The sequence below is a fragment of the Cobetia sp. UCD-24C genome (assembly GCF_001306765.1).
Taxonomy (GTDB): Bacteria; Pseudomonadota; Gammaproteobacteria; order Pseudomonadales; family Halomonadaceae; genus Cobetia; species Cobetia amphilecti.
The window spans coordinates 85,874-112,163 of sequence record NZ_LJTD01000004.1; the positions used below are offsets into that span (position 1 = coordinate 85,874).

Sequence of the window (26,290 nt, forward strand, 5' to 3'; positions counted from 1 at the left end):
GTCTCGGTCCCGATTCCGGTCCCGGCCAGCCGTCGCATGAGAGCGCAGTGCTCACAGGGAAGGGGTGTCGTCTCCTGAAGTGTCTGTCATCGGCAGTGTCATGGAATAGGGCATCAGGCGATCACTTTCCTTCTTTACCACCGCGTAGCACTCGCAGCAGAGCTGCTCCAGCCTGGGGCGGTCGAGTACCGTGATATGCCCTCGATGGTATTCGATGACACCTTGCCTGTGCAGTTTTCCTGCGGCTTCCGTGACCCCCTCACGGCGCACCCCGAGCATGTTGGCGATCAATTCCTGCGTCATGTCCAGCTGATCGCCTGGCAGACGGTCCAGCGACAGCAATAACCAGCGACACAGCTGTTGATCGATCGAATGGTGTCGGTTGCAGACGGCTGTCTGGGACATCTGGGTGATGAGGGATTGCGTGTAGCGCAGCAGGAGGTGAAGCATTTCTCCATGTCGGTTGAATTCCGCCTTCAGGTGATGCACCGGCAGTCGTAGCGCCTTGCCAGCGCTTTGCACGATGGCACGGCTGGTGGTGCTTTCGCCGCCCATGAACACCGCAATTCCCACCAGGCCTTCGTTGCCGACGACCGCGATCTCGGCGGATGCGCCATTCTCGGTCACGTAAAGCAGCGACACGATGGCATCAATCGGGAAGTACACGTGGCTCAAGGCACTCCCCGCGGTATACAGCACCTGGCCAAGCGACAGATGGATCGGCTCCAGATGCGCTGCCAGGCGTTGGGTCGTCTCGGCGGACAATCCCGCTAGGAGATGATTCTGTTCATGTGACAACTGATCCGTCATGCATTTTCCTCCCCGAGGAAACCTGTCCCTGATGTGGGCAGGTGTTGGGGGATGGGCAGGGCACGTCTCCCTGTGCCCCCCCGCGTCTGTCACCTTTGGCAGCCTCCTTCTTCGGCTACCTTGTGCTGCTGTCTTCTGCTGCTACCTTCTGCTGCGATCGTCCGTTGCTGCCTACCTCTTGCGTCGATGACGCGACAGGGTGTGCGAGGGGCTCTCGCCAAACAGGCGGCGATAGTCCTGCGCGAACTGGCCCAGATGATAGAAGCCCCAGTCGCTGGCGATCTGTCCTATCGTACTCGTTGCCTGAGGTTCACACAGCCGTCGTCGCACCTGGTTGAGTCGATTCAGGCGGATGAACTGCATCGGACTGATACCGAGAATGCTGGTGAAACTGTTGTGCAGCGTTCGCTGGCTGACGTGAGCGATGCCGCAGAGCATGTCGATGCTGATCGGGGCAGGCGCTGCGCCGTTCACATGCTCTCGCACCCGCTCTACGACCTGTCGTCGGTGGTGGTAGCTGGGATAGCGATCGGTGAGGGGTATCCTTTCCTCGAGGATGGCGGTCACGGCCAGTGACAGGATGCCCTGATGCACCTGAACCTCGAATCCCGGCCCCTGTCGCTTGATCAGTCGGTCCATCAGGAAGGTGGCCGCGCGGCGAGTCTTCTGCGATACCCCGAGGCGCATCGTGTGTTGCGGGTCACTCTCCAGCAGTGTCAGCGCCGATTCCCCCACCACCGTGAGCAGCCAGTCACGCCGCAGCACGAGACAGTGGATCGCGAAAGTGTCCGGTGTGGTCAGCGCGAAATCCTGCCCACCCGGCTGACACATGATATCGCCTGCCTCAAGCGCGTAGCCATTGATCCGGCAGGGCTGTCGCTCGGCGGGAATACCGATCCACAGCGAATCCGGCCAGACATGACATTGCTGATCCAATGCCTGGCTGGTGTATTCCTTGAATACCTGCATTCCCGGCAGATGGAGTTCATCGATACGTCCGTAGAAGGCGCCCTGACCGTACTGATCGTAGTGTTGCGACCAGTCGGTCAGGTTATGCGCCTGTTCATTGACGTCCCATGCCTCCCGTGTGCACTTGCCTGGTGCATGCTCAAAAATCCCGTGCTGCCAGGTGGCATCACTGTCGTCCGTTCGTGATACATCTTCGTGCATTGATCAATCAACTCATTGTTCTTGTTGGTGTTTTCAGCTTTGCCGGATGCTGATAACGCATCACCTCGCGCTGTCGTTAGTCTGAGTCATGCAACTTTCGCGCACAGAGTCATGCCGTGAGCCAGATCGTGGGTCGTGAGATTGGCCACTGGCTTCTGACCGCAGACGAAGTGTGACACCGAGACCGCAAGATCCCCGGTCTTCCTATGTCAGCGAGGTGGTGAGATGTATACGGAAACTCTGATAAATCAAACAAGACACGAGTTGGTCACTTGCCTGGAAAAATGGCACATGGCGGAAACCTCGCGGATCTCGCTGCTGACCATGTCAGAGAACGCGACCTTTCTGGCCGAGGATGACGAGGCGGGACGCAGGATCATCATTCGGGTTCACCGCCCGGACTATCACTGCCGGGAGGAGATCGAGTCCGAGCTGACCTGGATCGAAGACCTGCGCACGACGGCACGGATCAATACGCCGGCCCCGGTCATGACCACGGCAGGCAGCCCTGTGCTGAGCATCTCCGCCGGCGGGCAATCCCTGTACGTGGTGGCCTTCGAGCATGTGGTCGGCAGTGAGCCGGATATCGGCGATGACCTGCCGCAGTGGTTTGAACGGCTGGGCGCGATGAATGCCACGCTGCACGAACACAGCCGTCGCTGGCAGCCCCCGGAGGGCTTCGTGCGCAAGCGTTGGGACCTGGAGAGCATGATCTCGCCCCGTGGGCTGTGGGGCGATTGGCGCAATGCGCCGGGCATGACGGTGGAAGAGGCCCAGGCCATCAATGCTGCCATCCCCTATCTCAAGTCGGAAATCGCGCTTTATGGCACGGCACCAGAGCAGTTCGGTCTGGTCCATGCCGACCTGCGCTTGACCAACCTGCTGGTGTCACAGGACAGCATGGCGATCATCGACTTCGATGACTGCGGCTTCTGCTGGTATGCCTATGACTTTGCTGCGGCGATCAGCTTCCACGAGACGGATCCGTGCGTCCCGCAGCTGCGCGATGCCTGGATCAAGGGATACCGCTCGGTGGCCGAATTCTCGGCGGCAGATGAGGCAATGCTGGATACCTTCATCATGCTGCGTCGCATTCTGCTGTGTGCCTGGCTGGCCACGCATCAGGAAAGCAAAGAAGGCAAGACATTGAGTGATGGTTTCAGCCGGGATACGGCCATCATGGCGCGGCGCTATGTTCAGCAACGAGGGGGCCAGTCACGAGAGGGCCAGCAAGGTGTCGTGCAGACACCGGGCATGCAAGAACACGACGATCAGGCGGATGTTGATCGGACCAGTACTGTTCGGACAAGTACTGTTCGGACAGGTACAGATCGGACAATCAATGACAAGGTGAGGATGGCGTGATGGAAAAGGTACGCGGGATTCTGGATCAGAACGCCTTCAGCATGGCGCACATCGACAAGGCAGATGCGCGAATCGGCGCACTGGTACGCAAGCGGCTGGAAACGGTAGGGCCGACGTCCATGCTCTTCTATGAGGAGCCGCTGCACATCGTACGAGGGGAGCGGGTCTGGTTGTTCGATGATCAAGGCAAGCGCTACCTGGATGTCTATAACAATGTGCCGTCGATCGGCCACTGCCATCCTCGCGTAGTCCAGGCGGTCGCCGAGCAGATGGGGACCCTTAACGTGCACAACCGCTATCTGCACGAAGGCATCCATCGCTATGCCGAGCGCCTATTGGACACGCTGCCGCGCACGCTCAATCGACTGGTGATGATGTGTACCGGCAGTGAAAGCAACGACATGGCGCTGAGACTGGCGCGTGGCTGGACGGGCCGCCACGGTATCATCGTCACCGAGGCGGCCTATCACGGCAACACGGCGGCCGTGACGGAAGTTTCACCGTCTTCCTATAAGCAGGGCACGCCACCGGATCACGTGCATATCCTGCCGATTTCCGAGATGTCCCAGCAATCGGACCCCACCGCCTGGTTCACCGAGCAGGTGCGGCACGGCATCGAACAGCTGGAGGCGAGGGGCCATGGATGCGCGGCGCTGCTGGTTGACTCCATCTTCTCGAGCGATGGCATCTATGCCGACCCCGCAGGTTTCCTGAAGCCCGCGGTCGAACTCCTGCAGTCCCGGGGCGGCCTGTTCATCTCCGATGAAGTCCAGCCCGGCTTCGGGCGCACGGGGCAGGGGATGTGGGGCTTCTCGCGCCACGGCGTCACGCCGGATGTGGTCACCATGGGCAAGCCGATGGGCAACGGCTTCCCGATGTCGGGGCTGGCGGCGCGCGAGGAGTTGCTGGCGAAACTTAATACCGATGTCGGCTACTTCAATACCTTCGGGGGTTCGCCCGTCGCGGTGGCGGCAGGAACAGCAGTGCTCGATGTCATCGCTGAAGAAAACCTGATGGAGAATGCGAAGCGTCAGGGCGCCTATCTCATGCGTCACCTGCACGATATTCAGTCACGCTTCGAGGAAGTAAGTGATGTCCGAGGCGCTGGCTTGTTTCTCGGCGTAGACCTGTGTGATCCGGCGCGTGATGGAGCCGCGGATGCGGCACGGACGACCGCGTTGATCAACGACCTCAAGCACAATGGTGTTTTGATCGGCGGGGCGGGCAAGTCAGGCAGTACCCTCAAGATTCGCCCACCACTGTGCATCACGCAGGCCGAAGCGGACCTCTTCATGGAAAGGTTCGAGCAGTCACTTAGAGCGACCGCCACCTGAATCGCTAGGGGGGATGGATCATTGGTCGTGACTAGAGGCGGTGGCTGGCTCCGCCAGACAAAGACCGATTGAATCGGTGACAGGAAAGCTCCAGGCGGCCGCTGTAATCTCAGCGGCCGCCTGGAGTTCTGGGGCCAAGGTGTCATGCATGCGAGTCAAATGACATTGCCATTTCACTCACTGCTCAGTGTGGTGAGGGATTAACGCGGAGTCTTCAGATCAACATCAAATGGGCTGCCTATGAACTGCCCCATGGCATTGGCATCAACGCCATCAATCCCGCCGTGCTGGAAGAGGCCTGGGAGGTATATAGCGAGATGATCCCGGGCTTCCAGCCGGTGCCGAGCGCATTGGTCGGTGATGCAGCAAAAGCCCACCGTGATGCGGGCGTTATCGACGCTGGAGCGCATAGATTGCATTGGGTGCAACGCACAGTTGCAGGATTGCTGAAGAAAGGTGTGCTAGTTTCCAGAACACAAATCGAACCAATTATTATTTGCACCAAGGGAATGTCGATGAAAGTGTCTGGACTCACGCTATCTGTCACCACGTTGTTGTTGGCCTCTCTGCCATTTAGTGCACAGGCTCACGAGGTTGAAGGAGGCGCGCATGGCCCCTCCGTCGTCAGCCTGGACTGGGGGGCTGCCGATACGCTGGATGAGCTCGGCCTGTCTGAGCATCTGATCGGTGTGTCGCACAAGCCCGCGCCTGCCTACGTGGCGCATCTGGTGGAGGGGCGAGCAGATATCGGCGGGCTCAAGGAGCCTGATGTCGAGGCGATCGCGGGACTGGAGCCGGACCTGATTCTCGTCACCGGCCGTCAGTCTGGATCGCTAGAGGTGCTGAAGGCGGTGGCGGAAACACGCGATGTGACTCTCGCAGAAGGCGACTATTTCGAGGCACTGAGCGGCAAGGTGCTGAGCCTGGCATCTGAGTACCATGCGGAGGAAAAGGCGCGTGAGCACTTGGCAGCGCTTGAGTCGGATATCGCGACGGCTCGTGAAGGGCTGGCGGAGGATCTCGAGGCACTGGTTGTGATCCATAACGACGGTCGCTACATCTTGCGCCAAGAGCCGGTCGTGACGGAGCTTCTGCAGATCGCTCAGCCTGAGCTGCCGGATTCCGTGGAGCCGGTCAGCCGTGGCAAGCGCACCTTCTACCCACTGTCACCGGCAAACATCGCCGAGATGGCGCCGGATGAGCTCTATGTGATCGATCGCAGTGCCGCCATCGGTCAGACCCCGATGGATGCTGAGGTGCTGAGAGCCGCGTTGGCCGACGCTGGCGGTGAGACCATTGGCGTTACCGTGCTCTCACCTGGCCTCTGGTATCTCTCCGGCAGCGGCCTGCAGAGCGTGCGGGCCCAGATGAATGAGATTCTCGAAGGGCTGTAAGATCACGTTTAGACCACTACCAACACCGCTCTGGCAGTCTGCAGAGCGGTGTTTTTCGTTCTATGCATCGCGTTGCATGCTTTGCGTTGCAGGGTGCGGCCGCTACAGGGAAAGATGCGCCCGATACGGGGTCTGACGTTCCCGAGAAGAGAACTAAAACACCCTTCTTTGCATCCGCGCTCTGGGAACTGCCGTATCTCATTGCATCAGTCATGCAGGAAGAATAGCCCTGAAGACATCACTACCGGGGAGCATGATGAACGCTGAGGCCGACAGGTTTCGTGAATCGAGATGAGTGGAGTGAGGATGAGGCATGCAAGGTAATCATCAAGGGATCAAGCAAGGTAGTATCGGCTATTACGTTGGCGTATTTGGTGTTGCGCTGCTCTTGCTATGGCTAGGAGTCTACAAATTCACTCCCACGGAAGCGGATCTCATTCAGCCGCTGGTCGAGAACCATTTCGCCATGGGTTGGCTCTATGACGTGATATCGGTACAAGCGGTATCGAACCTGGTCGGCCTGTCCGAGATCCTTGTCGCTATCGGTATTCTGATTGGGCTCAAGTACAGGAAGGTAGCGTTCTATTATGGTCTCGCGGCCAGTGCCATATTCTTGACGACACTGAGCTTTCTGTTCACGACCCCCGACGTGTGGAAAGTGACCGATGGCGTATTGATCGCCAACTTCTTCCTGGTAAAGGATATACTTTTCCTGGCGATATCCATCAGCATGATCGAGAGAAATGCCCCAGAAAAGCGTTGATACGCTGAGCGACCTGTTCGTCGCGTCAGTGAGGTATTCGCACATCCTTCATCCTCGCCAGGTAGCGCTCCAGCGGCTGGAAAATGCAGACTGACGAGGTGGCTCAGGGGGCCCGCTGACGATTCAGCGGGCCCTTGGCGTTGCAAGGAGAGAGTCTGTCGTCTATCAGTGCATCATCTATGGATGCCGATCGACGCTGTACAGATTCCAACACGATTTACGATGCTGCGTTGGACCAGGTTATGGAATGGTGTGATTTTTCTCACGCAAAGTATGATCTGATAGGATTATTACTCTAGGAGTGGTTGCTATGCTGGGGCACACGCGGGGCTTCCGTGCGTGTTAACAGAAATCAGGAAAAGTCGCATGGCAAAGTATTGCTAGGCCAGTAATGTAATGCTGATCTTCCAGGGCAGGATATCAAGAAGGCGAAATCCAGGATGAATAGTGTGACACTTGACGATGTAGCAAGACACGCGGGTGTATCGCCGGCGACGGTTTCTCGTTATCTCAATAATCCTGATATCGTCAGCGAGCGCACCAAGCTCAAGATAGAGAAATCAATCTCGATGACTGGCTACGTCCCGCATGCGGCGGCGCGTGCCTTGGCATCCAATAAGTCACGCATGATCGGTGCCATCGTCCCATCATTGGATAACACGCTTTTTGGCCACTCACTTGAAGAGTTTCATCAATATATTTCCAATTCCGGCTATACCATGGTGGCGGCATCGTCGCGCTATGATGTCGAGGAAGAGCGTGAGCAGATCATCCAGATGGTGGCGCATGGCGTAGATGCATTGCTGTTAGTAGGCCTGTCACGAGATGACGGCATCTACGACCTTCTCAACGCTAAGGGGATCCCATATGTCATCAACTGGTCAATTGATACGACGTTGAGGCACCCTTGTATCGGCTTCGACAATCATGATGCAGCCAGTAAGGTAACTCAGTATTTGTTGGACTTGGGGCATCGTGACTTTGCGATGATTTCCGGACGACTGGAAGGCAATGATCGCGCCCAGCATCGATTGCAGGGAATACGGGATACCTTGTCATCACATGGAATTGTCATGCCCGATAGCTCTGTCATACAGAGTCCCTTCGGCGTGCAGCATGGCCAGCAGGGGTTTCGAACCCTGATGTCTCGAGACAAGAAGCCAACCGCCATCATTTGTGGCTCGGATCCCTTTGCTTATGGGGCTATCTTCGAAAGTAAGTCCATGGGGATCGACGTGCCGCGCGATGTTTCCATTACCGGCTTTGATGACACTTGGTTGGCAGAGCATTTGGTACCGGCCCTGACGACGTTGCGAACCCCGCAACGGCGAATGGGGGTACTGGCTGCGGAATATCTGATCGCACGACTGAAGGAGCAGGCGCATCCGGTTCCCGCCTTGCTGGACGTCGAGCTGGTCGTACGCGACTCCTGTGCGCCCCCGCGTTCTTGATCGAGAGGGCAGTTCACTTCAGCAGGTCATTTGTCTCTTGCGCTCCCCATTGCCGCGCTTGCCCGTCACGCGAATGGCTTTCTGACGTCTGACCCTTATTTCACCCCTCAGCCCATGGGGGGAGATATCATTCTCCGACCATGGCGCGTGGCTGGCTGCTTGAACACGCCTCCTGTTTCGCTACCTGTCGCCTGGTGCGCTTTTCCTCTGATTTCTCATCTGCCAACACCGTCTGTCGCATTGCGACCCTTCGTCTGGTGCCTCCCCATGGCCCCTTGGGCGATCACGAAGAGGGGACGGCTGTGATTTTTTTCATGCTCCCGTGTTACCAGCCTGCCAATAACTCCGCGATTGCAACCCCTTTTCAGGACTGCCTTTCTTTCATAGGGCGATAGCAATTGCTATGTGCCGAATCCTTGCCAGTTTTTTCCACTGGATAACGAGCTTGGTTGATTCCGCGTTGGACTGGGGTTGGAAGTAGGTCATTTGCTTAGAGGTAAAAAAGTGAGCAGGCGTACCTTGTCAGCCCCGGATTCTACTGCTAGAAATGAAAGCGCTTTCATTCATTGTGACGCACGGCCGAAAGACACCGCCCAAGGAACAAGTACAACGCTGAGATGAGCTCGTTCGTGCCGGTAATGTTTGATGTTTTATCAATAAGAACAAGCTGAGGAATATCAATGAAGACACATGCAAAAGTCGTAGTCATCGGCGGTGGGATTGGCGGTTGCAGCACGCTGTATCACCTGACCAAGGAAGGGTGGACCGATGTGGTGCTGGTGGAGCGCAACGAACTGACTTCAGGAACAACCTGGCATTCTGCTGCACAGGTGACCAACTTCGGCGCGGTTCAGACGATGGTGGGGCTGAAGAGCCACAGCATAAAACTTTACAAGGAGTTGTCTCAGGATCCGGATCATCCCATCAATTACCACCATGCCACCGGGGGGATCCGCCTGGCGTCGACCCAGGAACATATGGATGGCTATAAGCACTTTATCTCCCTGGCCAAGGGCATGGGGGTCGACTTTGAACTGATCGATGCTCAGGAGTGTGCCAAGCGTCATCCGCTGCTGGAGGCCGATGAAGAGCTGTTGGGTGGCCTTTGGGATCCACTCGATGGCGATATTGATCCGGCCCAGCTGACCCAGGCGCTGGCACGTGGGGCGCGTAAAGCCGGGGCGGAGATCTATCGCCACAACCCGGTGGAGAATGTCTATCAGAAACCCAATGGCGAGTGGGTCGTACAGACCAAGAATGGCGATATCACCTGCGAGATCATCGTCAACGCCTGCGGGTACCGGGTAAACGAAGTCGGCAAGATGCTGGGTGTCGAGTACCCCGTCATCTCGATGGAGCATATGTATTTCCTGACCGAGTCGCTACCCGAGCTGGAAGCCCGCGAGGAACGTGTCCCGCTGCTACGTGACCCGCGTGATGACTTCTACAGCCGTCAGGAGAAGAAAGGTCTGCTGGTCGGTATCTACGAACAACGCTGCAAGACATGGGGCATGGACGGTATCGACCCCAACTTCGTCAATGCCCTGTGCCCGGATGATCTGGACCGCTGCTTGGACAACATGGAGCGTGTCTTCAAGCGCATGCCATGCCTGGAGCGCACCGGGATTCACAGCATCATCAATGGCCCCATCACCTATTCTGCCGATGGCAACCCGCTGGTCGGCAAGACCCCGGGGCTGACCAATGCCTATTCCATCATCGGCCTGCGTGCCGGGCTGGGCGAAGGTGGCGGCCACGGCAAGATTCTGGCCGAACTCATTGTGCATGGTGAATCCGAGTGGGACACCTGGTGTCTGGACCCGGCGCGCTTCACCGGTCATGCCAATACCGAGTTTACCGCGCTGAAGGCGATCGAGGACTATCAGAATGAATTCCGCTTCCACATGCCGCATGAGCATCGTGACGCGGGACGTCTGGCCAAGACCACGCCGTTGTATTCCGTGTTGAAAGAGAAGGGCGCCGAGTTCGGCACCGTCAATGGCTGGGAACGTGCACTGTTCTACAAGCCGACGCCGGACTTCGAGTTCAAGCACAGCTTCCGCTTTACCGAGGTGGACAAGATCGTCGCCGAAGAGGTCAAGGCGGTGCATGAAAATGTCGGCCTGATGGAAGTCAGTGGTTTCAACCGCTACGAGATCAAGGGGCCCAAGGCGGCAGAATGGCTGGATAGCCTGATGTGCGGCAATGTGCCGAAGAAGGTCGGCCGTGTGGGGCTGTGCTACTTCCTGACCGACAAGGGCAATGTCGCCGGTGAGGCGACGCTGGCCAAGTTGGCCGATGATCGCTTCTGGTACGGCTCTGCCGCCGCCGCCGAATATCACGACATGGAATGGTTGAAAGCGCACCTGCCGGATTGTGGTGTCGAGCTGGTCCCCATGACCAATTCACACACCATCCTGGTCGTGAGCGGGCCGAAGTCACGTGATCTGTTGGCCTCTCTCTCGCCCCGCACCGACTGGAGCAACCAGGCATTCCCGTGGCTGACGGCCAAGAAGGTCTATATCGGTCATGCCGAGGCCATGGCGCTGAGGGTGAGCTTCAGCGGGGAACTGGGTTGGGAGCTGCACGTCCCCAACGAGCAACTCTATCTGGCCTACAAGCTGCTGGATGAAGCAGGACAAGCCTTTGATCTGAAGCCCTTCGGCTCACTGGCCACGGAATCCATGCGTCTCGAGAAGAGCTATCGCCACTGGAAAGCCGATCTGATCACCGAATTTGACCCCTTCGAGAGTGACCTGGGCCGCTTCGTGAAGATGGACAAGCCGACCTTCCCGGGCAAGGAAGCGCTGCTGGCCAAGGAAGGCAAGCCGATGCGACGCAAATTCGTCACCCTGGTGGTCGATTGCCAGCATGCGGCCGCGCACCCCGGTGATTCCATCTACGCCGATGGCAAGGTGGTCGGCACCGTGACATCGGCTGGCTACGGCTATCGGGTCAACAAGAACATCGCCATGGGCTTCGTGAACCCGGAGCACGCTGAAGAGAGTGCGGATCTGCATGTCGACATCATCGGTGAGCAGCATGCGGCACGTGTCGTGGCGGTGCCATTGCTCGATCCCGACAATGCGTTACTCAAGTCATGACGTTCGCGTGAGGTCTTGAGCCATCACATTGCAGTGCCGTGATGCGTGTTGTTGAGCAATGTTGAGAGCACCTCTCTGTCGTCGTTGTTTGGCGGGCCGTCATGGCCCTGCCGAGAGGTGCTGTCTCTCAATCACTGTGTCTCAAACACTCACTGCCACTCAAACAATCATCGTCTCGCGCACACCGTTGCTTACAACAATACAAATCGACACTAGTCGTGGAGGGATCGCATGAAGATTCTGGTAGGTGTCAAACGTGTCATCGATCACAACGTACAAGTCAGGGTCAAGGCCGATGGCTCCGGGGTGGATCTCGACAACATCAAGATGGCCATCAACCCCTTTGATGAGGTGGCCGTCGAACAGGCCATCACACTGAAGGAAGCCGGCGTCGCCGAGGAAGTCATCGTCGTCTCCATCGGGCCGGACAAATCCCAGGAAACGCTTCGCCAGGCACTGGCAGTCGGAGCTGATAGAGCCATTCATGTGCCTTTCGACGGGAGTACCGAGTCGCTGTCAGTGGCCAAGGTCTTCAAGGCGCTGGTCGAGCGGGAAGGGGTGGACCTGGTCATGCTGGGCAAGCAGGCCATCGATGATGACTGCAACCAGACCGCCCAGATGTTGGGCGCCATGATGGACTGGCCGCAAGGCACCTTCGCTTCGACGTTGACCACGACGGACGGTGCACTGGAAGTCGTACGCGAGGTCGACAACGGCCTGGAAACGTTGGCGTTGTCCTTACCGGCGGTGGTCAGTGTGGACCTGCGTCTGAATGAACCGCGTTATGCCTCACTCCCGGCGATCATGAAAGCCAAGAAAAAGCCGCTGGAAACCGTGGAGGCCAGTGAGCTGGGCGTGGACCTCACGCCACGACTCGAGCTGGTGTCGATGAGCGAGATGCCGGCACGCGAATCCGGGGGAGTGTTGGTCAATTCGGCCGGCGAACTCGTGGAAAAACTCAAGAACGAAGCCACCGTCATTTAAGGAGTGCGTCATGTCGATTCTTGTCATCGTGGATCACGATAATCGTGAAATTGCCTCGGCCACTCTCAATACACTGACGGCGGCACATCAGCTAGGTAGTGACATCGACCTGCTGGTCATGGGGCATGACTGTGAGGCAGTCACCCAGGCAGCCGCTCGGTTCAGTGGAGTTCGTCAGGTAATGACGGTAGACGCAGCACAATTCGCGCTGCCGGCAGCAGAAGATATGGCACCGATCGTCAAGGGGTGTGCAGAGGGCTATACGCACCTGCTGGCCCCAGCCAACAGCTTCGGCAAGAACCTGATGCCGCGAGTGGCGGCGCTGCTCGATGTCGCGCAACTCTCCGACATCAGTGCGGTAGTGGACGCCAATACCTTCGAGCGTCCCATCTATGCCGGAAACGTGCTGGCGACCTATCGCAGCCAGGAGGCGACCAAGGTCATTACTGTACGCAGCACCAAGTTCGAGGCCTTCAGTGAAATGGAGGGCAGCGCAGAGTGTGTGGCATTGCCGGCGCCGTCACCGCAAGAGAAAGCCCGGGTCATGGGGCGCTCCGCGCCACAATCCGAGGGCCCGGAGCTCGCCACCGCCCGTGTGGTCATTTCAGGCGGGCGCGGCATGGGGAACGGTGAGAACTTCGCAATGCTCGACAGCGTGGCGAACAAGATGGGGGCTGCCGTGGGGGCCTCGCGTGCTGCAGTGGACGCCGGCTTCGTTCCCAACGACTACCAGGTTGGCCAGACCGGCAAGGTGGTCGCACCTGAGCTTTACATTGCTGTAGGCATCTCCGGCGCCATTCAGCACCTGGCAGGCATGAAGGACGCCAAGGTCATCGTGGCCGTCAACAAGGATCCGGATGCCCCGATCTTCCAGGTCGCTGACTACGGCATCGTCGGTGATCTCTTCGAGGTCATGCCGCAATTCGATTCCGCTCTCTAAGAGCCCGACCCAGGAGCGTAAAAACAACAATCATGAAAAACAAGAATTCCTACATCCTCAAAGTCTCCTGCCCAGGACGTGTCGGCATCGTAGCGGCACTGGGCAACTTTATGTCCGACCGTGGTTGCTTCATCAAGGAACTGCACCAATTCGATGACCAGGAAACCGGTCGCTTCTTTTCGACCATCGAGTTTGTCTTTGAAGGGGATCGCACCTTCACGGTCGACCAGATGAAGGCGGCCTTTGAAGTCACTGCCATGAGTTTCGACATGGAGTGGGAAATCCATGATGCCTCGGAACGCGCCAAGGTGCTGATCATGGTGTCCAAATATGATCACTGTCTACGTGACTTGCTGTATCGCCGTGCGACCGGCGAACTCATGATCGACATCACGGCCATCGTGTCCAATCACGAAGACCTGCGGGAGATGGCTGAGCGCGAAGGCATCGAATTCATTCACCTGCCAGTGACCAAGGAGACCAAGCCGCAACAAGAATCGCGCCTGCTGGAAATCGTCCGTAGCACTGATACAGAATTGGTCGTCCTCGCACGTTACATGCAGATTCTCTCCGACACGCTAAGTAAGGAGCTGGAAGGGCGCTGCATCAATATTCACCACTCCTTCCTGCCCGGCTTCAAAGGGGCTAAGCCGTATTACCAGGCCTACGATCGTGGTGTGAAGCTGATCGGAGCTACCGCACATTATGTGACGGGAGACCTGGACGAAGGTCCCATCATCGAGCAGATGGTCGAGCGGGTCGACCATGCCCATGATCCGAAGCATCTCACCCAGGTCGGGCGTGACATGGAAGCGCAGGCGCTGGCGCGAGCTGTCAAATATCACGTCTCGCATCGTGTCTTCCAGAATGGGTTGAGAACTGTCGTGTTCTGATGCAGAGGAGTTAAGCAATGAATCAGCTGAGTGCCTCCCAGGCAATCGAAGAGACGTGCAGCATCGTGATCGATGGCAAGGCCTTCGCCAAGCGGCTGCGAGGCGAAGTGGCCGAAGAGGTCGCCTCCTTCGTGGCCGACACCGGGCATCAGCCGGGGCTTGCGGTGGTGTTGGTGGGTAGTGATCCCGCCAGTCAGGTGTACGTTCGTACCAAGATGCGTCAGGCCGAAGAGGTCGGCATCGCCTCATTCCAGCATCTACTGGGGAGTGAGACGACCGAGGCGCAACTACTGTCACTGATCACACTGCTCAATGAAGACGACAGTGTGGATGGCATTCTCGTACAACTGCCGTTGCCTGAGCACATCAATGAAAGCGCTGTCATCGAGGCAATCGATCCTGCCAAGGACGTCGATGGGTTCCATCCCATCAATGTAGGCCGCCTGAGTGCTGGCGAGCCGGGCATGGTGCCCTGCACGCCACTGGGGTGTCTATTGCTGTTGCAAGATCGCCTTGGCGATCTATCTGGCATGAAGGCAGTGGTGGTCGGTCGCTCCAATATTGTGGGCAAGCCCATCGGTCAGTTGCTGCTCAATGCCAACTGCACGGTCACCACACTGCACTCGCGTAGTCGGGATATGGTGGCGGAGTGTCGGCGGGCAGATATTCTCGTCGTCGCGGTGGGGTTACCGGAAATGATCGGCGCCGAGCACATCAAACCGGGGGCCACTGTCCTTGACGTGGGTATCAATCGCATCGAGAACGATAAAGGCGAGAAGCGCCTGGTGGGGGATGTTGATTTTGACGCAGCGGCCAGCAAGGCCGGCGGCTTGACGCCGGTCCCCGGGGGGATCGGCCCGATGACCGTTGCATGCCTGATGCGCAATACCCTGGCGGCGGCGCGTCAGCGTTCACATACCTCGGTGACCGGGGGAGGAAAGACTTCATGAGTCAAGATGATCGCGAAGCCATGGAATTCGATGTCGTCATCGTCGGAGCAGGCCCATCGGGCCTATCGGCTGCCTGTCGGCTGATGCAACAGGCGCAAGCGAACGAGACAGAGTTAACAGTGTGTGTCGTCGAGAAGGGCTCGGAGGTCGGGGCCCATATCCTGTCCGGTGCCATTCTGGAAACGCGTGCTCTTGATGAGCTGTTCCCGGATTGGGAGGCGCGCGGGGCCCCTCTTGGTGTGCCTGTGGCTGAGGACCAGGTGCTTTACCTGCCCAATCAGGAGCGCACGTTGCAGTTTCCCGATTGGCTGGTGCCTAAGACACTTCATAACCAGGGCAACTACATCGTCAGCCTCGGCAACCTGTGTCGCTGGCTGGCAGAGCAGGCGGAGGCATTGGGGGTCGAGATATTCCCCGGATTCGCCGCCAGTGAGGTGCTGTATCACGACAATGGCGCCGTGAAGGGTATCGCCACCGGGGACATGGGGGTCAGTCGAGATGGCCAGCCCAACGACAGCTATATGCAGGGGATAGAGTTACACGCCCGCTATACGCTGTTTGCCGAAGGCTGCCGGGGCCACCTGGGCAAGTCGCTCTATCAGAATTTCTCGCTGGACGCCGAAGCCGACAGTCAGCATTACGGTCTGGGTATCAAGGAGCTGTGGGATATCGCACCGGAGCTCCATCAGCCGGGGTTGGTTGTGCATGGCACTGGCTGGCCGTTGAGCGATGGCACCTCAGGTGGCTTCTTCCTCTATCACGGCGACAAGCAGCAAGTGGTTGTCGGCTTGATCGTCGATCTGAATTACTCCAATCCGCATGTCAGTCCCTTCGATGAGTTCCAACGACTCAAACATCACCCGGCGCTGGCGCAATACCTGACGGGAGGCAAGCGCGTTTCCTACGGGGCGCGTGCCATCTGCAAGGGGGGCTACAACGCCTTGCCAAAGATGACCTTCCCGGGCGGGCTACTGATTGGTTGTAACGCGGGCACACTGAACTTCGCCAAGATCAAGGGCACACATACCGCGATGAAGTCGGGATTGTTGGCGGCAGAGACTGTCTTTGAAGCGCTGCAACAAGGCGATAGCGGCGGCAATGAGCTGCATGAGTATCGCGAGCGCTTCAAGGCGTCCTGGGTACACGAAGAGTTGTATGCCAGTCGCAATTTTGGGCCGGCATTGCACAACCTGGGACCAGTGCTCGGCGGGGCCTTCAATTTCCTCGATCAGAATCTATTCCGAGGCAAACTGCCATTTCGTCTGCGCGATGATACCCCAGACCACGCTCAGATGAAGCCCGCCGAAAAATGCCGTGCTATCGAGTACCCCAAACCCGATGGCGTCCTCAGTTTCGACAAGCTCTCCTCGGTGTATCTCTCCAATACCCAGCATGCAGAAGACCAGCCCTGTCATTTGACACTGCAGGATGCGTCGATTCCGATTAGCGTCAACCTGCCCAGATATGAGGAACCGGCGCAGCGTTATTGCCCTGCTGGTGTATACGAAGTCGTGCAGGAAACGGCAGGCAAGCGCTTCCAGATCAACGCGCAGAACTGCCTTCACTGCAAGACATGTGACATCAAGGACCCGGCGCAGAACATTCGCTGGGTCGTGCCGGAAGGTGGCGGCGGGCCCAACTATCCCAACATGTAAGTCACTCATACCAAGACAACAACAATACAAGGAAGCAGTGATGATACCGATGAAACATATCACGTCGACATTGATACTCTCCCTGTCCAGTGGCCTGGCAAACGCTGCAGATGTCACCGTGGGCGTCCCCAACTGGCCAACCGCTGCGGCGACCAGCCACATTCTGAAAGTCGTGATGGAGGATTATCTCGGTCTGGATGTCGGGCTGCAGAATGGCACCAACGCCGTCATCTTCGAGGCGATGGACAAGGGCACTATCGACGTTCATCCCGAGGTGTGGCTCCCCAATCAGCAGAGTCTGCATGACAAGTACGTCAAGGAGCGCGGCACCGTGCTTCAGGACATGAATGGAGTGGAGGCAACACAGGGTATCTGTGTGACCCGAGAGGTATCAGAGCAATACGGCATCTCGTCCATCTATGATCTGACCAATCCCGAGACGGCGAAGCTATTTGATCGTGACGGGGATGGTTACGGCGAGCTCTGGGCGGGGCCGCCTGCTGCAGCCTCCAGCATGGTCGAAAGAATCAAGGCCAAGAGCTATGGCTATGATCAAACCATGAAGCTCTACGAGCTGGACGAAACCTTGTTTGTCGCCGAGCTATCTGCCTCAGACAAGGCTGACAAGCCGATCGTCTTCTTCTGTTATAGCCCGCACCAGATGTTCCAGATGTATGACCTGGTCCATCTTGAGGAACCTCCGCATAACCCGGATACCTGGCATATCATCCAGCCGACTGATGACCCTGATTGGCTGGAGAAGTCCAATGCCGACAGCGCCTGGCCGGAGGCCGCGCTTTATATCCATTACGCCAAGAAACTCGAGTCCGAGCAACCTGCTGCCGCGAACCTTCTGAGTCATGTAAATCTGGATCTCGAACAGATCAATGACATGAGTTACGCCCTGACCGTCGACAAGAAAGACCCTGAGGCCTACGCCCATGAATGGGTGGCTGACCATGCGGATCTTGTGGAGTCATGGCTTGCGCAGTGACGCCATGCATGACAATCGACTGACAAGTGAGACGACTCCTGCCTTTCCATGAGGGGAGGGCATCAGTCATGGATTCGCCCACTGGCTTGGCTAGAGTCACGGCGCTGCCGACAGGACAAGGGGTACGCATCATGCAGGAAACGGTCATTCGCCTGGAGGGTGTCTGGAAAATCTTTGGTCAAAACCCTTCGGATGTCTTGAAGGCCATTGAAGAAGAGGATCTGGACAAAGCCAGTGTCAGAGACAGATACGACTGTGTCGTCGGGATCTCTGATGTCTCCTTCAGCGTCGAGCGCGGTGAGATATTTTGCATCATGGGGTTATCGGGCAGTGGCAAGTCGACTTTGATTCGCCACTTCAATCGGCTCATTGAACCTACCTCAGGCACCATCGAGGTGCTTGGCAAAGACATGGCGACACTGTCGCGCGATGAATTACGTGATATACGCGCCAAGAATATTGGCATGGTCTTTCAGCACATGGCATTGCTTCCCCATCGCAGTGTGCTGGATAACGTCGCCTTTCCGCTCGAGGTCCAGGGAATTCCCAAGTCCAAGCGTTGGGATATCTCCCAACATGCCCTGTCCCTCGTCAATCTCGATGGCTATGAGGATTATTATCCGTCTCAACTTTCTGGAGGGATGCAGCAGCGTGTTGGCTTGGCGAGGGCGTTGGCCAGTGACCCGGAAGTGTTGTTGATGGATGAGCCATTCAGTGCACTGGATCCCTTGATTCGCCGTGAGCTTCAGGACCAATTCGTATCACTGACCAAGACGCTCAAGAAGACCACCATCTTCATCACTCACGACCTGGATGAGGCGATCCGTATCGGCGATCGGATCGCCATCATGAAGGATGGTCAGCTGGTGCAGGTGGGAACGCCTGAGCAGATCGTCATGCATCCTGAAGACGATTACGTACGTGAATTCGTCAAGGATATCTCGAACCTCAAACTCATCTCGGCCAGCGCGATCATGCAGGAGATTGATGTCGAGATGCTCAGTGATGCAGATGCGATGCGCCAAGCGCCACGTGTCACACAAGAGACGTCTCTGGAAGCATTGATCGAGGTATCCACCTCCAGCGACTTGCCCGTACTCGTCACTCAGAGCGATGGCGAGGAGGTCGGCATGATTACCAAGGACAGGCTGCTGTTGGGTATCCGGGGAGGGCAACAGGATGAAAGATAACGTGAAGCCATCGACGGTATCAGGAACCGATCATTCGGTTCAGAATTTTGCCGACAGAAACGGCAAGTACTACGAGACACAATTCCACAAGGTGCAGTCACATACCGGCATGGCGTGGACCTTCAATGTCACCGCTGCCGTCTTTGGCCCACTGTGGGCTGCATCACGACATCTCTGGGGCATGTTCTGGTTGAGTGCGATCGCCTGCCTGTTGGCGATGGTGCAGATCGGCAAGGGCCTCTGGGGGGAGCTTGGGGCAGAACAGATCTCCCGCGCCACTGGCTTGATGGCCAAGTCAGAGGAAATGGCCGAGAAGGCCAGGCTGGCCCTTGAGGCGGGGGCGGCCAACGCGGACTCCCTGCAACGTGCCTCGGATAACCTGCAGCAAGCCGCGGAAAGGATGATGACGGCGGCCAATGCCTCAGCCTCCGGTGGCAATGAGTTGATGCTGTGGGGTGGGGTCGCCCTGGTGGTGATCATGGTCGTACAGGGTCTGGTCGCGATTCCTGTCTATGAGAAGAAGTACTGCCGCTGGCGGGTCAACAAGCGGGAACGTAGTGGTTTCAGCTGGCTGAGTCTCTTCTATGGGGTGCTTGCCCTGGTGCTGATATACCCGGTCACGCTCTATCGCTACACGGTTGAGAAGCCGGTCAGCTGGTTGCTGGCATTCCCCAGCAATCAGGCTATCTACTCCTCTACGGCCAGCTGGACCGACGGTGCCTTTGATTACATCGCCCTTCACGGCGGGAGTGTCTTTGACGGCATCGCCAACGGCATCAGCCTGCTGCTCGACACGCTTGAAGTCATTCTGGTCGATACGCCCTGGCCGGTGATCATGATCCTGACGCTGGTCATGGCCTGGCGTCTGGCGGGACCCAGAGTCGCCATCTTCACCGCAGCGGCCTTGGGCTACCTGGCATTCCTGGGCTTCTGGGAAAAGAGCATGTCGACGATAGCGCTGCTCGGGGCCGCCGCCACGATCTGCGTGCTCATCGGTGTCCCGCTTGGCATCTGGTGTGCCAAGAACCGGTACGCGCATGCCGTCACGGAGCCCGTGCTGGACTTCATGCAGACCATGCCTGCCTTCGTCTATCTGATCCCCATCATCGCGTTCTTCGGGACCGGCAAGCCACCGGGGATCATGGCGACCATCATCTTCGGGCTGCCGCCGGTCGTCAGACTGACGGCATTGGGCATTCGCCAGGTGCCACCCACCATCGTGGAGGCAGCATTGGCCTTCGGCTGCACGCGACGCAAGCTGCTGCTCGATGTCGAGATTCCCTTGGCGATGCCCAATATCATGACCGGGGTCAATCAGACGATTCTGATGTGCCTGTCGATGGTGGTCATCGCCTCCCTGATCGGTGCCGAGGGCTTGGGGTCTGATGTGCTGATGGCGCTGCAGTACGCCGCCAAGGGGCAAGGATTGTTGGCCGGTATCGCCATACTGCTGTGCGCCATGGTGATTGACCGTATCGTGCAGGGGCGCTTCAAGAGCGTGGCGTGACCCGTCATTGCCACTTGGAAAGCGAGAAGGACAAAGAGCGCAGAAGGACGAAGAGCGCAGAAGGACGAAGAGCGCAGAAAGACAGAGATAGACGACAAGGGCCCGCTGCATCAGCAGCGGGCCCTTGTCGTTGTGATGCACTGCTGGCGAGTCAGCGCACATCTGTTCGCGTCAGCTGCCAGTTGGCATGGCTCAGCGCTGCTTGAGCTGATCGCGCAGGCCTGTCGGAACCTGCTTGATGATCAGACGGTCACTCGCTTCATCGTATTCCACCGAGTCGCCCAGCAGGTGCGAGTCAAAGCTGATCGAGACGCCCGCGGCGCGCCCGGTGAAACGCTTGAACTGGTTGAGCGTCTTCTTGTCCGGCGGGATTTCCGGTGACAGCCCATAGTCACTGTTGCGAATGTGATCGTAGAAGGCCTGCGGGTGCTCTTCATCGATCAGCTCTGACAGCTGGTCCAGCGTGATCGGTTCGCCGAGCTTGGCCTGGTCGGTAGCGTAATCGACCAGGGTGTCGGTCTTCTGCCGGCTGGCTTCCTCGGCCATGTCTTCCTTCTCGACATAGTCGCTGAACGCCTTGAGCAGGGTGCGGGTTTCCTGACCGGCATCCCGCTGCTCCTGTGCGCCCAGCGTTTCGGCGAAGGCCTCGGCGAGTTTGGTGCGTCCGCGATCGCGCGCCCAGGACAGATAGGGGTGAGACGTCGAGCTGCCTTGCCACTGACTGATGTCCAGTCGTGCGGCCAGTGACATCTGAGTCATGTTGAGTTGTCGGGCAGGTATCACCGCGAGAGACTCGTCGATCGCGAAACCATCACGATGGTGCAGCAACGCCATGAACAGATGGCGTGTCTCACCCTGTTGGTGATCCACCACCAGCAGATGCCCGCCGGTCGGGAGGTTGTCATCGATCAACGGCATGAGACGACCGGCAAGTGTCTGGGTCAGGCTCGCGAAATCGCTATCACCGGCGAGGAAGGCAGCCAGCTCGGTAGGGAAGGCGGCAGGCGCGTCTTCATTGAAACGTCCCCAGTTCTTGGCCTTGCCGTGGTAGGCATCATTGAGCCCGGACACTAGGTCATCCAGTGCATCGGATGCCGGCAGGGTGGTGGCGGCAGGCACTAGCTGGGCCGGCGTCTCGCTATTGCCCTTGTCGATACGGTGAATGATGCTGTGCAGGATCGGCATGGAAACCTCCCTCGGCTGCGATGAACGGGCTGGGGATGATACCTGCCACGATTCGGCAGTGGTAGGGCTGTAGGCAGCCGGGAAGAGCGTCTTGTCTATACACCTTTTCTGCAAGGTGCCCATCAGGAGCTCACCTGTCAGAGGAGCCTCTGACTTTATATTGTTGAATGCATCAGTGGATGGCTGCTTTCGTCTCTACTTCGTCATGACATGCCTCAAGAAGCATTCTCAAATTATTGGCATCTATAGTGCCGCGCTTTCCAATCACAATCAGTTGAGTGCCTGGCGTTTGTCCCTTCCATGCTCCTGTAGGTGTGATCTCGCAACGCGTTCCTACAAGATGAAGAATGCATCTCTGGTCGTGAGCTTCCGCGACATGACAAATGCCCTTGGCACGGTAAATAGTGGCGGGGAGGTTAGCCATCACCTTGCGGAGAGCCTTCAGGTTCAGTGGGGTATCGCTTTGCCAGCTCCATGTATCGAATAGATTGTCGTGATGGAGGGGGGCTGCCCTGAACGTCTCAAATGTCATCGTGGATGCTGGGGCGTTACCGCTATCAGGGCTGACAGGTTCAGCAGCCACCTTTCTTTCCACACCGAGTAACAGCTCCAGTGGGACTACACCATATTCACTTTCTATCACGCGCGCGTTCGGATACAGCCAACGTGCCTTGAGTGAAGTGTGTTGATCCGGTGTTAGTAGGTCAGTTTTGTTGAGTATGATGATATCAGCAGCATCTAGCTGCTCGGTGGCAAGCCGTGTCATATCACTATCCAGATCATCAAATTGAGCAGCATCGACTACCGTCAGAATGCCATCGATATGGAGCGACTGACGAAACTGAGGATAGCGCAAGGTGTTGGCGATCTTGACAGGATTCGAGACACCGCTGGCTTCGATGACCAGATGCTCGGGACGTGTCTGTGGGTCTGCCAACAGCGTGGAAAGTTGCGCGATCAGGTCGCCCTCCACCGTGCAGCAGATACATCCATTCGCCAGACTGACGGTGGTCTGGGTCTGGCTGACGATCAACTGTGAATCAATGTTGATAGCCCCGAAGTCATTCACCATCACGGCCATGCGGCGACCATGGTCACTGTTGAGCAGATGATTGAGCAGCGTCGTCTTGCCCGCACCGAGAAAGCCTGCGACCAGCGTGACGGGAATGCTGTGTTGTTGTGTCATGGGAGTTTCTTCTCATTATTGAGCCAAGCCGTTTCGCTTGGCTCGTGGTCAGGAAGTCGGGTGTCAGAAAGCGGGCAGTGGTTCCTGCCAGGTAGCAGCCATATCGGTATCCGTGAAGGCTCCCAGACGATCCCAGGTCACTTCTCCTTCCAGCAGAGTCAGCTCCACTTGTGTGGTATGCAGATTTCCCTTGATGGCGATATCAAAGAGGTCACGGTCCAGCACGATGAGATCGGCCGACTTGCCGACTGATATTGATCCCGCGTGTTGTTCGATTCCCATGCACCATGCGCCGTTGATCGTCATGACACGGATGGCTTGCTCTAGAGAGATGGGGTGACCAAAGAACTGACCTTCTTCTTCACCGAAGGGGTTTTGACGGGTAATCATGGCTTCGAACCCGATCCACGGGTTCAGGCTAGAGACTGGCCAGTCTGTCCCCATCACGGCATTGCCGCCGGCCTCAATGACACCCTTGAAGTTGTAAGCACGCTGCATGCGTTCTTCGCCGAAGACAGCGCGAGCATTCGCGAAGGAGGAGGGGAACCATCCCACGGGCGAGAATTCGGCAGTGACATCCAGTGCCTTGAACCGTGCAAGGTTGGTGTCCAGTAGCGTTGTGCTATGGGCGCATTGATGACGCACGCCATTATTGCCATTACGTGCTCTTGCCTGAGCGACGGCATCCAGGAAGATATCGGAAGCTCCATCACCGGTGCAGTGCGCGATGACACGAATCCCTTTGCGATCCATGTCGACCACCATGTCGACGATATGCTCTGGCGTGAGATTCAGGTGTCCTCTCCAGTTCTTCTCGCCTGGCCAGGGAGTTGATAGATAGGACGAACGTGATTCATGAGTGCCATCGAAGTGAAACTTCACCGCATTGGCATTCAGGCGATTGCTCCGATAGTAATGACGCTCTCCTGCCAGTAGCTCCCAGCGCCGTTTGACCGGGAAGATATCATCCTGCCAGCTGATGGCTGCTTCTACTCGGACGGATAGCTTGCCATCTTGATCGAGACTGCGAAGTGCATTCAGGCGGTGTTCGCAGACGTGCACGTACTTGGTGCCCACCACGCCATGTCCACTCTGGAAATGCAGCCCCTCTCGATAGGCACGTGTCAGCGCATGCTGCGGTGTTGGTGGCATGGTGGCGTGGATGATGGCGTAGGCACCATCGACCAGAATGCCGGAAGGTTCATGGGTAATGGAGTCTCGCTCGATATAGCCATGACGTGGGTCCTGAGTCTCAGCGGTAATGTTTGCCAGCGCCAGCGCGCGCGAGTTGACCATCATGCAGCCCCATGAGCGATCAAGAATGGCCACGGGGCGATCAGGCATGAAGCTGTCCAGCCAGTCACGATCAGCGACCAACCCAGCCTGCTTGAAGGTATAGCGCACGAAATATTGGCCGTAGATCCAGCCATCGCCCGGATGACTGTCGGCGTAGTCGAGTATTGCCTGCTTGACCTCCTCCGGGGTGGGATCCTCAAGGCCGATATTCAGATAGTCGGCATAGCCGGGTGCCAGCGCCAGGTCGGGGTGAGTATGCATGTCATAAAGACCGGGCATCACGAAACGACCTTCAAGGTCGATGACCTTGGTGTGGTCTCCAATGAAGGGTGTCACATCATCTTCATTGCCGACGGCCATGAAGCGACCACTGCGAATCGCGACGGCTTTCGCCCAGGGAGTATTGTCGTCCACGGTATGGATGTTGGCATTGATCAATACGATATCGGCGGTCTCGGTCGGTGAGGAGGCCGCTATAAAAGAAGGTGTCGACAGAGTGCTGGAGGTAATCATTATCATGAACTCATAATCTAAAGGAGAAGGCACAGCACGAGAGTAGAGCGAGGCACGGGCGTGCATCACGATGGGATACACGCCCGTTCATCAGCCGATCATCCAATGTCCCAGCAGGGCGAGGATAGGTAGCGAGATCAGCACTCGCAGGGCATAGATCATGACCAGATCACGTAATGTGAGCCCAATGTCAGCTCTGACCAGGATGATGGCAGCTTCGGTAAAGAAGATGATTTGAGTGACGGCGACACCCGCCATCACGAAGCGTGTCACTTCGCTTTCGATTCCAGCACCTAGAATGGAGGGCATGATGCTGTCGACGATGCCGGCGAGTAGCGCGGGCGCTGCCTGAGCAGCCTCAGGAAGACGCAACAACTCCAGATAGGGCACCAATGGCAGTGATAGCACCTGGAATAATTGGGTGAACTCGATCAGTGCCAATCCGACACACCCCACCAACATCATGGCCGGATAGATGGAGAAGGCCACATCTGCGCTGATCTGAAGCCCTTGCTTGAGCTGTTCTGTGGGAGAGTTGGCTTGCTCGGCACGTTCGACGGCGCGGCGTAGACCAAGGGCCAGTACACCTTCTCCAGGACGACGGTCTGTCTTGAGCTGCTTGCCGACTGCGGGATGGTAGACCGGCAATTTGTTACGAAGCGGTGGCAGCTTGGGCACAATGATGGCGCACAGGACGCCGGTGATGGCAACGGCGATGTACCATTGAATGAACATCTCCTCGAGGCCGATCAGCTTGAGCAGCAAGTAAGAATACGCAATCGAGACGATCGAGAAGTTGGTCGCGATCGTGCACGCCTCACGACTGTTGTAAAACCCCTGACGGTACTGCTGAGTCGTAAGGATGATGCCCACGCTGGAGGCTGACAGCCAAGAGGCGAGGCAGTCCACTGCTGCTCTCCCCGGCAGGCCGAAGAGACGCTCGAACATGCGGCTGCACAAGGTGCCGGCGAACTCCATCAGTCCGTAGTCAGTCAGCAGAGGTAATAGCAGTGCTGACAGGAAGTAGATGGCCAGCACGACTGGGCCAACATCATAGAGCATTACGCCGCCGGTATTGCGGCTCCATACCCACTCAGGCCCTACCTCGAAATAGACCATCGTCATCAACAAGGCGCCGATGACGCGTACGATGGTCCAGCCCATGCCGGGGTTGAATAGCGTGATCAAGCGTCCCTTGCGGTGGCGTAATGGACTGAAGGTGACGGCCAGAGTGATCAGACTAGGAATGATGGCGACCGCGGCTGTTGCCGTCACCATGAGGGGTTTGAGTACATCATTGATGTAGTCGATGACGAACGCAATCATGATCGTCGTCCGATCATCAACACTGATGGGCGTAAAGAAAAGCAAAACGCCGAGAAGAGTGGGGATCAGGCATTTGAGCAGCTGTTTCGTGCTGTAGCGAGATGGGGGAACTTCTGAGGCGACGGGAGTCGGGCGGTCGGCCATGGGACGCGTACCTTTTTTATAGTTGTAATGACGATTTGATGATTGTCGTGAATCATCAATCTGTGCTTTTACGATGTCATCGTGCAGGCAGCTCGTGCCAGGGCGGATGTGTCCAGCGCGAATATGTCTGCCGTGC

The 26,290-nt window shown here is 57.4% G+C and carries 20 protein-coding genes; 14 read left to right on the forward strand and 6 right to left on the reverse strand.

Annotated features, from left to right (window positions below):
- Positions 1–51: 51 nt before the first annotated feature.
- Together AOG28_RS06855 and AOG28_RS06860 are read right to left on the reverse strand one after the other, a co-directional pair.
- Entirely contained in the window at positions 52–810 is a 759-nt protein-coding gene (locus AOG28_RS06855; protein ID WP_054555812.1) for a Crp/Fnr family transcriptional regulator, read from the reverse strand.
- A gap of 171 nt (positions 811–981) precedes the next feature.
- Positions 982–1,980, reverse strand: coding sequence for a helix-turn-helix domain-containing protein (locus AOG28_RS06860; RefSeq protein WP_082388433.1), 999 nt, complete (start codon positions 1,978–1,980; stop codon positions 982–984).
- 291 nt (positions 1,981–2,271) lie between these two features.
- Between AOG28_RS06860 and AOG28_RS06865 the strand changes: the two genes are divergently transcribed.
- From AOG28_RS06865 to AOG28_RS06935, 14 genes are all read left to right on the forward strand, one after another.
- The gene (locus AOG28_RS06865) at positions 2,272–3,345 is read left to right on the forward strand and encodes a phosphotransferase enzyme family protein (protein WP_235506974.1); all 1,074 of its coding nucleotides are present in this window, start codon (positions 2,272–2,274) and stop codon (positions 3,343–3,345) included.
- Positions 3,345–4,679, forward strand: coding sequence for an aspartate aminotransferase family protein (locus AOG28_RS06870; RefSeq protein WP_054555813.1), 1,335 nt, complete (start codon positions 3,345–3,347; stop codon positions 4,677–4,679). Before AOG28_RS06865 ends, AOG28_RS06870 begins: the two co-directional genes overlap by 1 nt.
- Before the next feature lie 284 nt (positions 4,680–4,963).
- A complete protein-coding gene (locus AOG28_RS06880) occupies positions 4,964–6,073 on the forward strand; it encodes an ABC transporter substrate-binding protein (protein ID WP_152965358.1) in 1,110 nt (369 codons plus the stop codon).
- A 313-nt stretch (positions 6,074–6,386) separates the two neighbouring features.
- On the forward strand, positions 6,387–6,836 hold the full coding sequence (locus AOG28_RS06885) for a DUF417 family protein (protein WP_054555816.1): 450 nt from the start codon (positions 6,387–6,389) through the stop codon (positions 6,834–6,836).
- A gap of 449 nt (positions 6,837–7,285) precedes the next feature.
- Positions 7,286–8,287, forward strand: coding sequence for a LacI family DNA-binding transcriptional regulator (locus AOG28_RS06890; RefSeq protein ID WP_159055759.1), 1,002 nt, complete (start codon positions 7,286–7,288; stop codon positions 8,285–8,287).
- A 680-nt stretch (positions 8,288–8,967) separates the two neighbouring features.
- Positions 8,968–11,391 carry a GcvT family protein gene (locus tag AOG28_RS06895; protein ID WP_054555818.1) on the forward strand — a complete coding sequence of 808 codons (2,424 nt, stop codon included), beginning with the start codon at positions 8,968–8,970 and terminating at the stop codon, positions 11,389–11,391.
- Between the two features lie 231 nt (positions 11,392–11,622).
- Complete coding sequence (locus AOG28_RS06900; protein WP_054555819.1) at positions 11,623–12,375, forward strand: electron transfer flavoprotein subunit beta/FixA family protein; 753 nt, start codon at positions 11,623–11,625, stop codon at positions 12,373–12,375.
- Positions 12,376–12,385: 10 nt separating this feature from the next.
- Positions 12,386–13,315: an electron transfer flavoprotein subunit alpha/FixB family protein gene (locus AOG28_RS06905; RefSeq protein ID WP_054555820.1), complete on the forward strand. Its 930-nt coding sequence runs from the start codon at positions 12,386–12,388 to the stop codon at positions 13,313–13,315.
- Between the two features lie 32 nt (positions 13,316–13,347).
- A complete protein-coding gene (gene purU, locus AOG28_RS06910; protein WP_054555821.1) occupies positions 13,348–14,208 on the forward strand; it encodes a formyltetrahydrofolate deformylase in 861 nt (286 codons plus the stop codon).
- Positions 14,209–14,225: 17 nt separating this feature from the next.
- Positions 14,226–15,158 (forward strand): bifunctional methylenetetrahydrofolate dehydrogenase/methenyltetrahydrofolate cyclohydrolase FolD, encoded by a 933-nt coding sequence (gene folD / locus AOG28_RS06915; protein WP_054555822.1) that lies wholly within the window; start codon positions 14,226–14,228, stop codon positions 15,156–15,158.
- Positions 15,155–16,813, forward strand: a complete 1,659-nt coding sequence (locus AOG28_RS06920) for an electron transfer flavoprotein-ubiquinone oxidoreductase (protein ID WP_054555823.1) — start codon at positions 15,155–15,157, stop codon at positions 16,811–16,813. Before folD ends, AOG28_RS06920 begins: the two co-directional genes overlap by 4 nt.
- Before the next feature lie 49 nt (positions 16,814–16,862).
- Positions 16,863–17,807: an ABC transporter substrate-binding protein gene (locus AOG28_RS06925; protein WP_054556097.1), complete on the forward strand. Its 945-nt coding sequence runs from the start codon at positions 16,863–16,865 to the stop codon at positions 17,805–17,807.
- 68 nt (positions 17,808–17,875) lie between these two features.
- Positions 17,876–18,997: a quaternary amine ABC transporter ATP-binding protein gene (locus AOG28_RS06930; RefSeq protein ID WP_235506975.1), complete on the forward strand. Its 1,122-nt coding sequence runs from the start codon at positions 17,876–17,878 to the stop codon at positions 18,995–18,997.
- The gene (locus AOG28_RS06935) at positions 18,987–20,504 is read left to right on the forward strand and encodes an ABC transporter permease (protein ID WP_054555824.1); all 1,518 of its coding nucleotides are present in this window, start codon (positions 18,987–18,989) and stop codon (positions 20,502–20,504) included. The genes AOG28_RS06930 and AOG28_RS06935 overlap by 11 nt, the downstream gene beginning before the upstream one ends.
- Before the next feature lie 192 nt (positions 20,505–20,696).
- Here AOG28_RS06935 and AOG28_RS06940 read toward each other — a convergent pair whose 3' ends face one another.
- The 4 genes from AOG28_RS06940 to AOG28_RS06955 all read right to left on the reverse strand — a co-directional run bounded on the left by AOG28_RS06940 (position 20,697) and on the right by AOG28_RS06955 (position 26,154).
- The gene (locus AOG28_RS06940; RefSeq protein WP_054555825.1) at positions 20,697–21,689 is read right to left on the reverse strand and encodes a nucleoid-associated protein; all 993 of its coding nucleotides are present in this window, start codon (positions 21,687–21,689) and stop codon (positions 20,697–20,699) included.
- A 172-nt stretch (positions 21,690–21,861) separates the two neighbouring features.
- The gene (locus AOG28_RS06945) at positions 21,862–22,875 is read right to left on the reverse strand and encodes a CobW family GTP-binding protein (RefSeq protein WP_054555826.1); all 1,014 of its coding nucleotides are present in this window, start codon (positions 22,873–22,875) and stop codon (positions 21,862–21,864) included.
- A 63-nt stretch (positions 22,876–22,938) separates the two neighbouring features.
- Positions 22,939–24,684 (reverse strand): amidohydrolase, encoded by a 1,746-nt coding sequence (locus tag AOG28_RS06950; protein WP_200906742.1) that lies wholly within the window; start codon positions 24,682–24,684, stop codon positions 22,939–22,941.
- Between the two features lie 90 nt (positions 24,685–24,774).
- On the reverse strand, positions 24,775–26,154 hold the full coding sequence (locus AOG28_RS06955; RefSeq protein ID WP_054555827.1) for a YjiH family protein: 1,380 nt from the start codon (positions 26,152–26,154) through the stop codon (positions 24,775–24,777).
- Positions 26,155–26,290 lie beyond the last annotated feature (136 nt).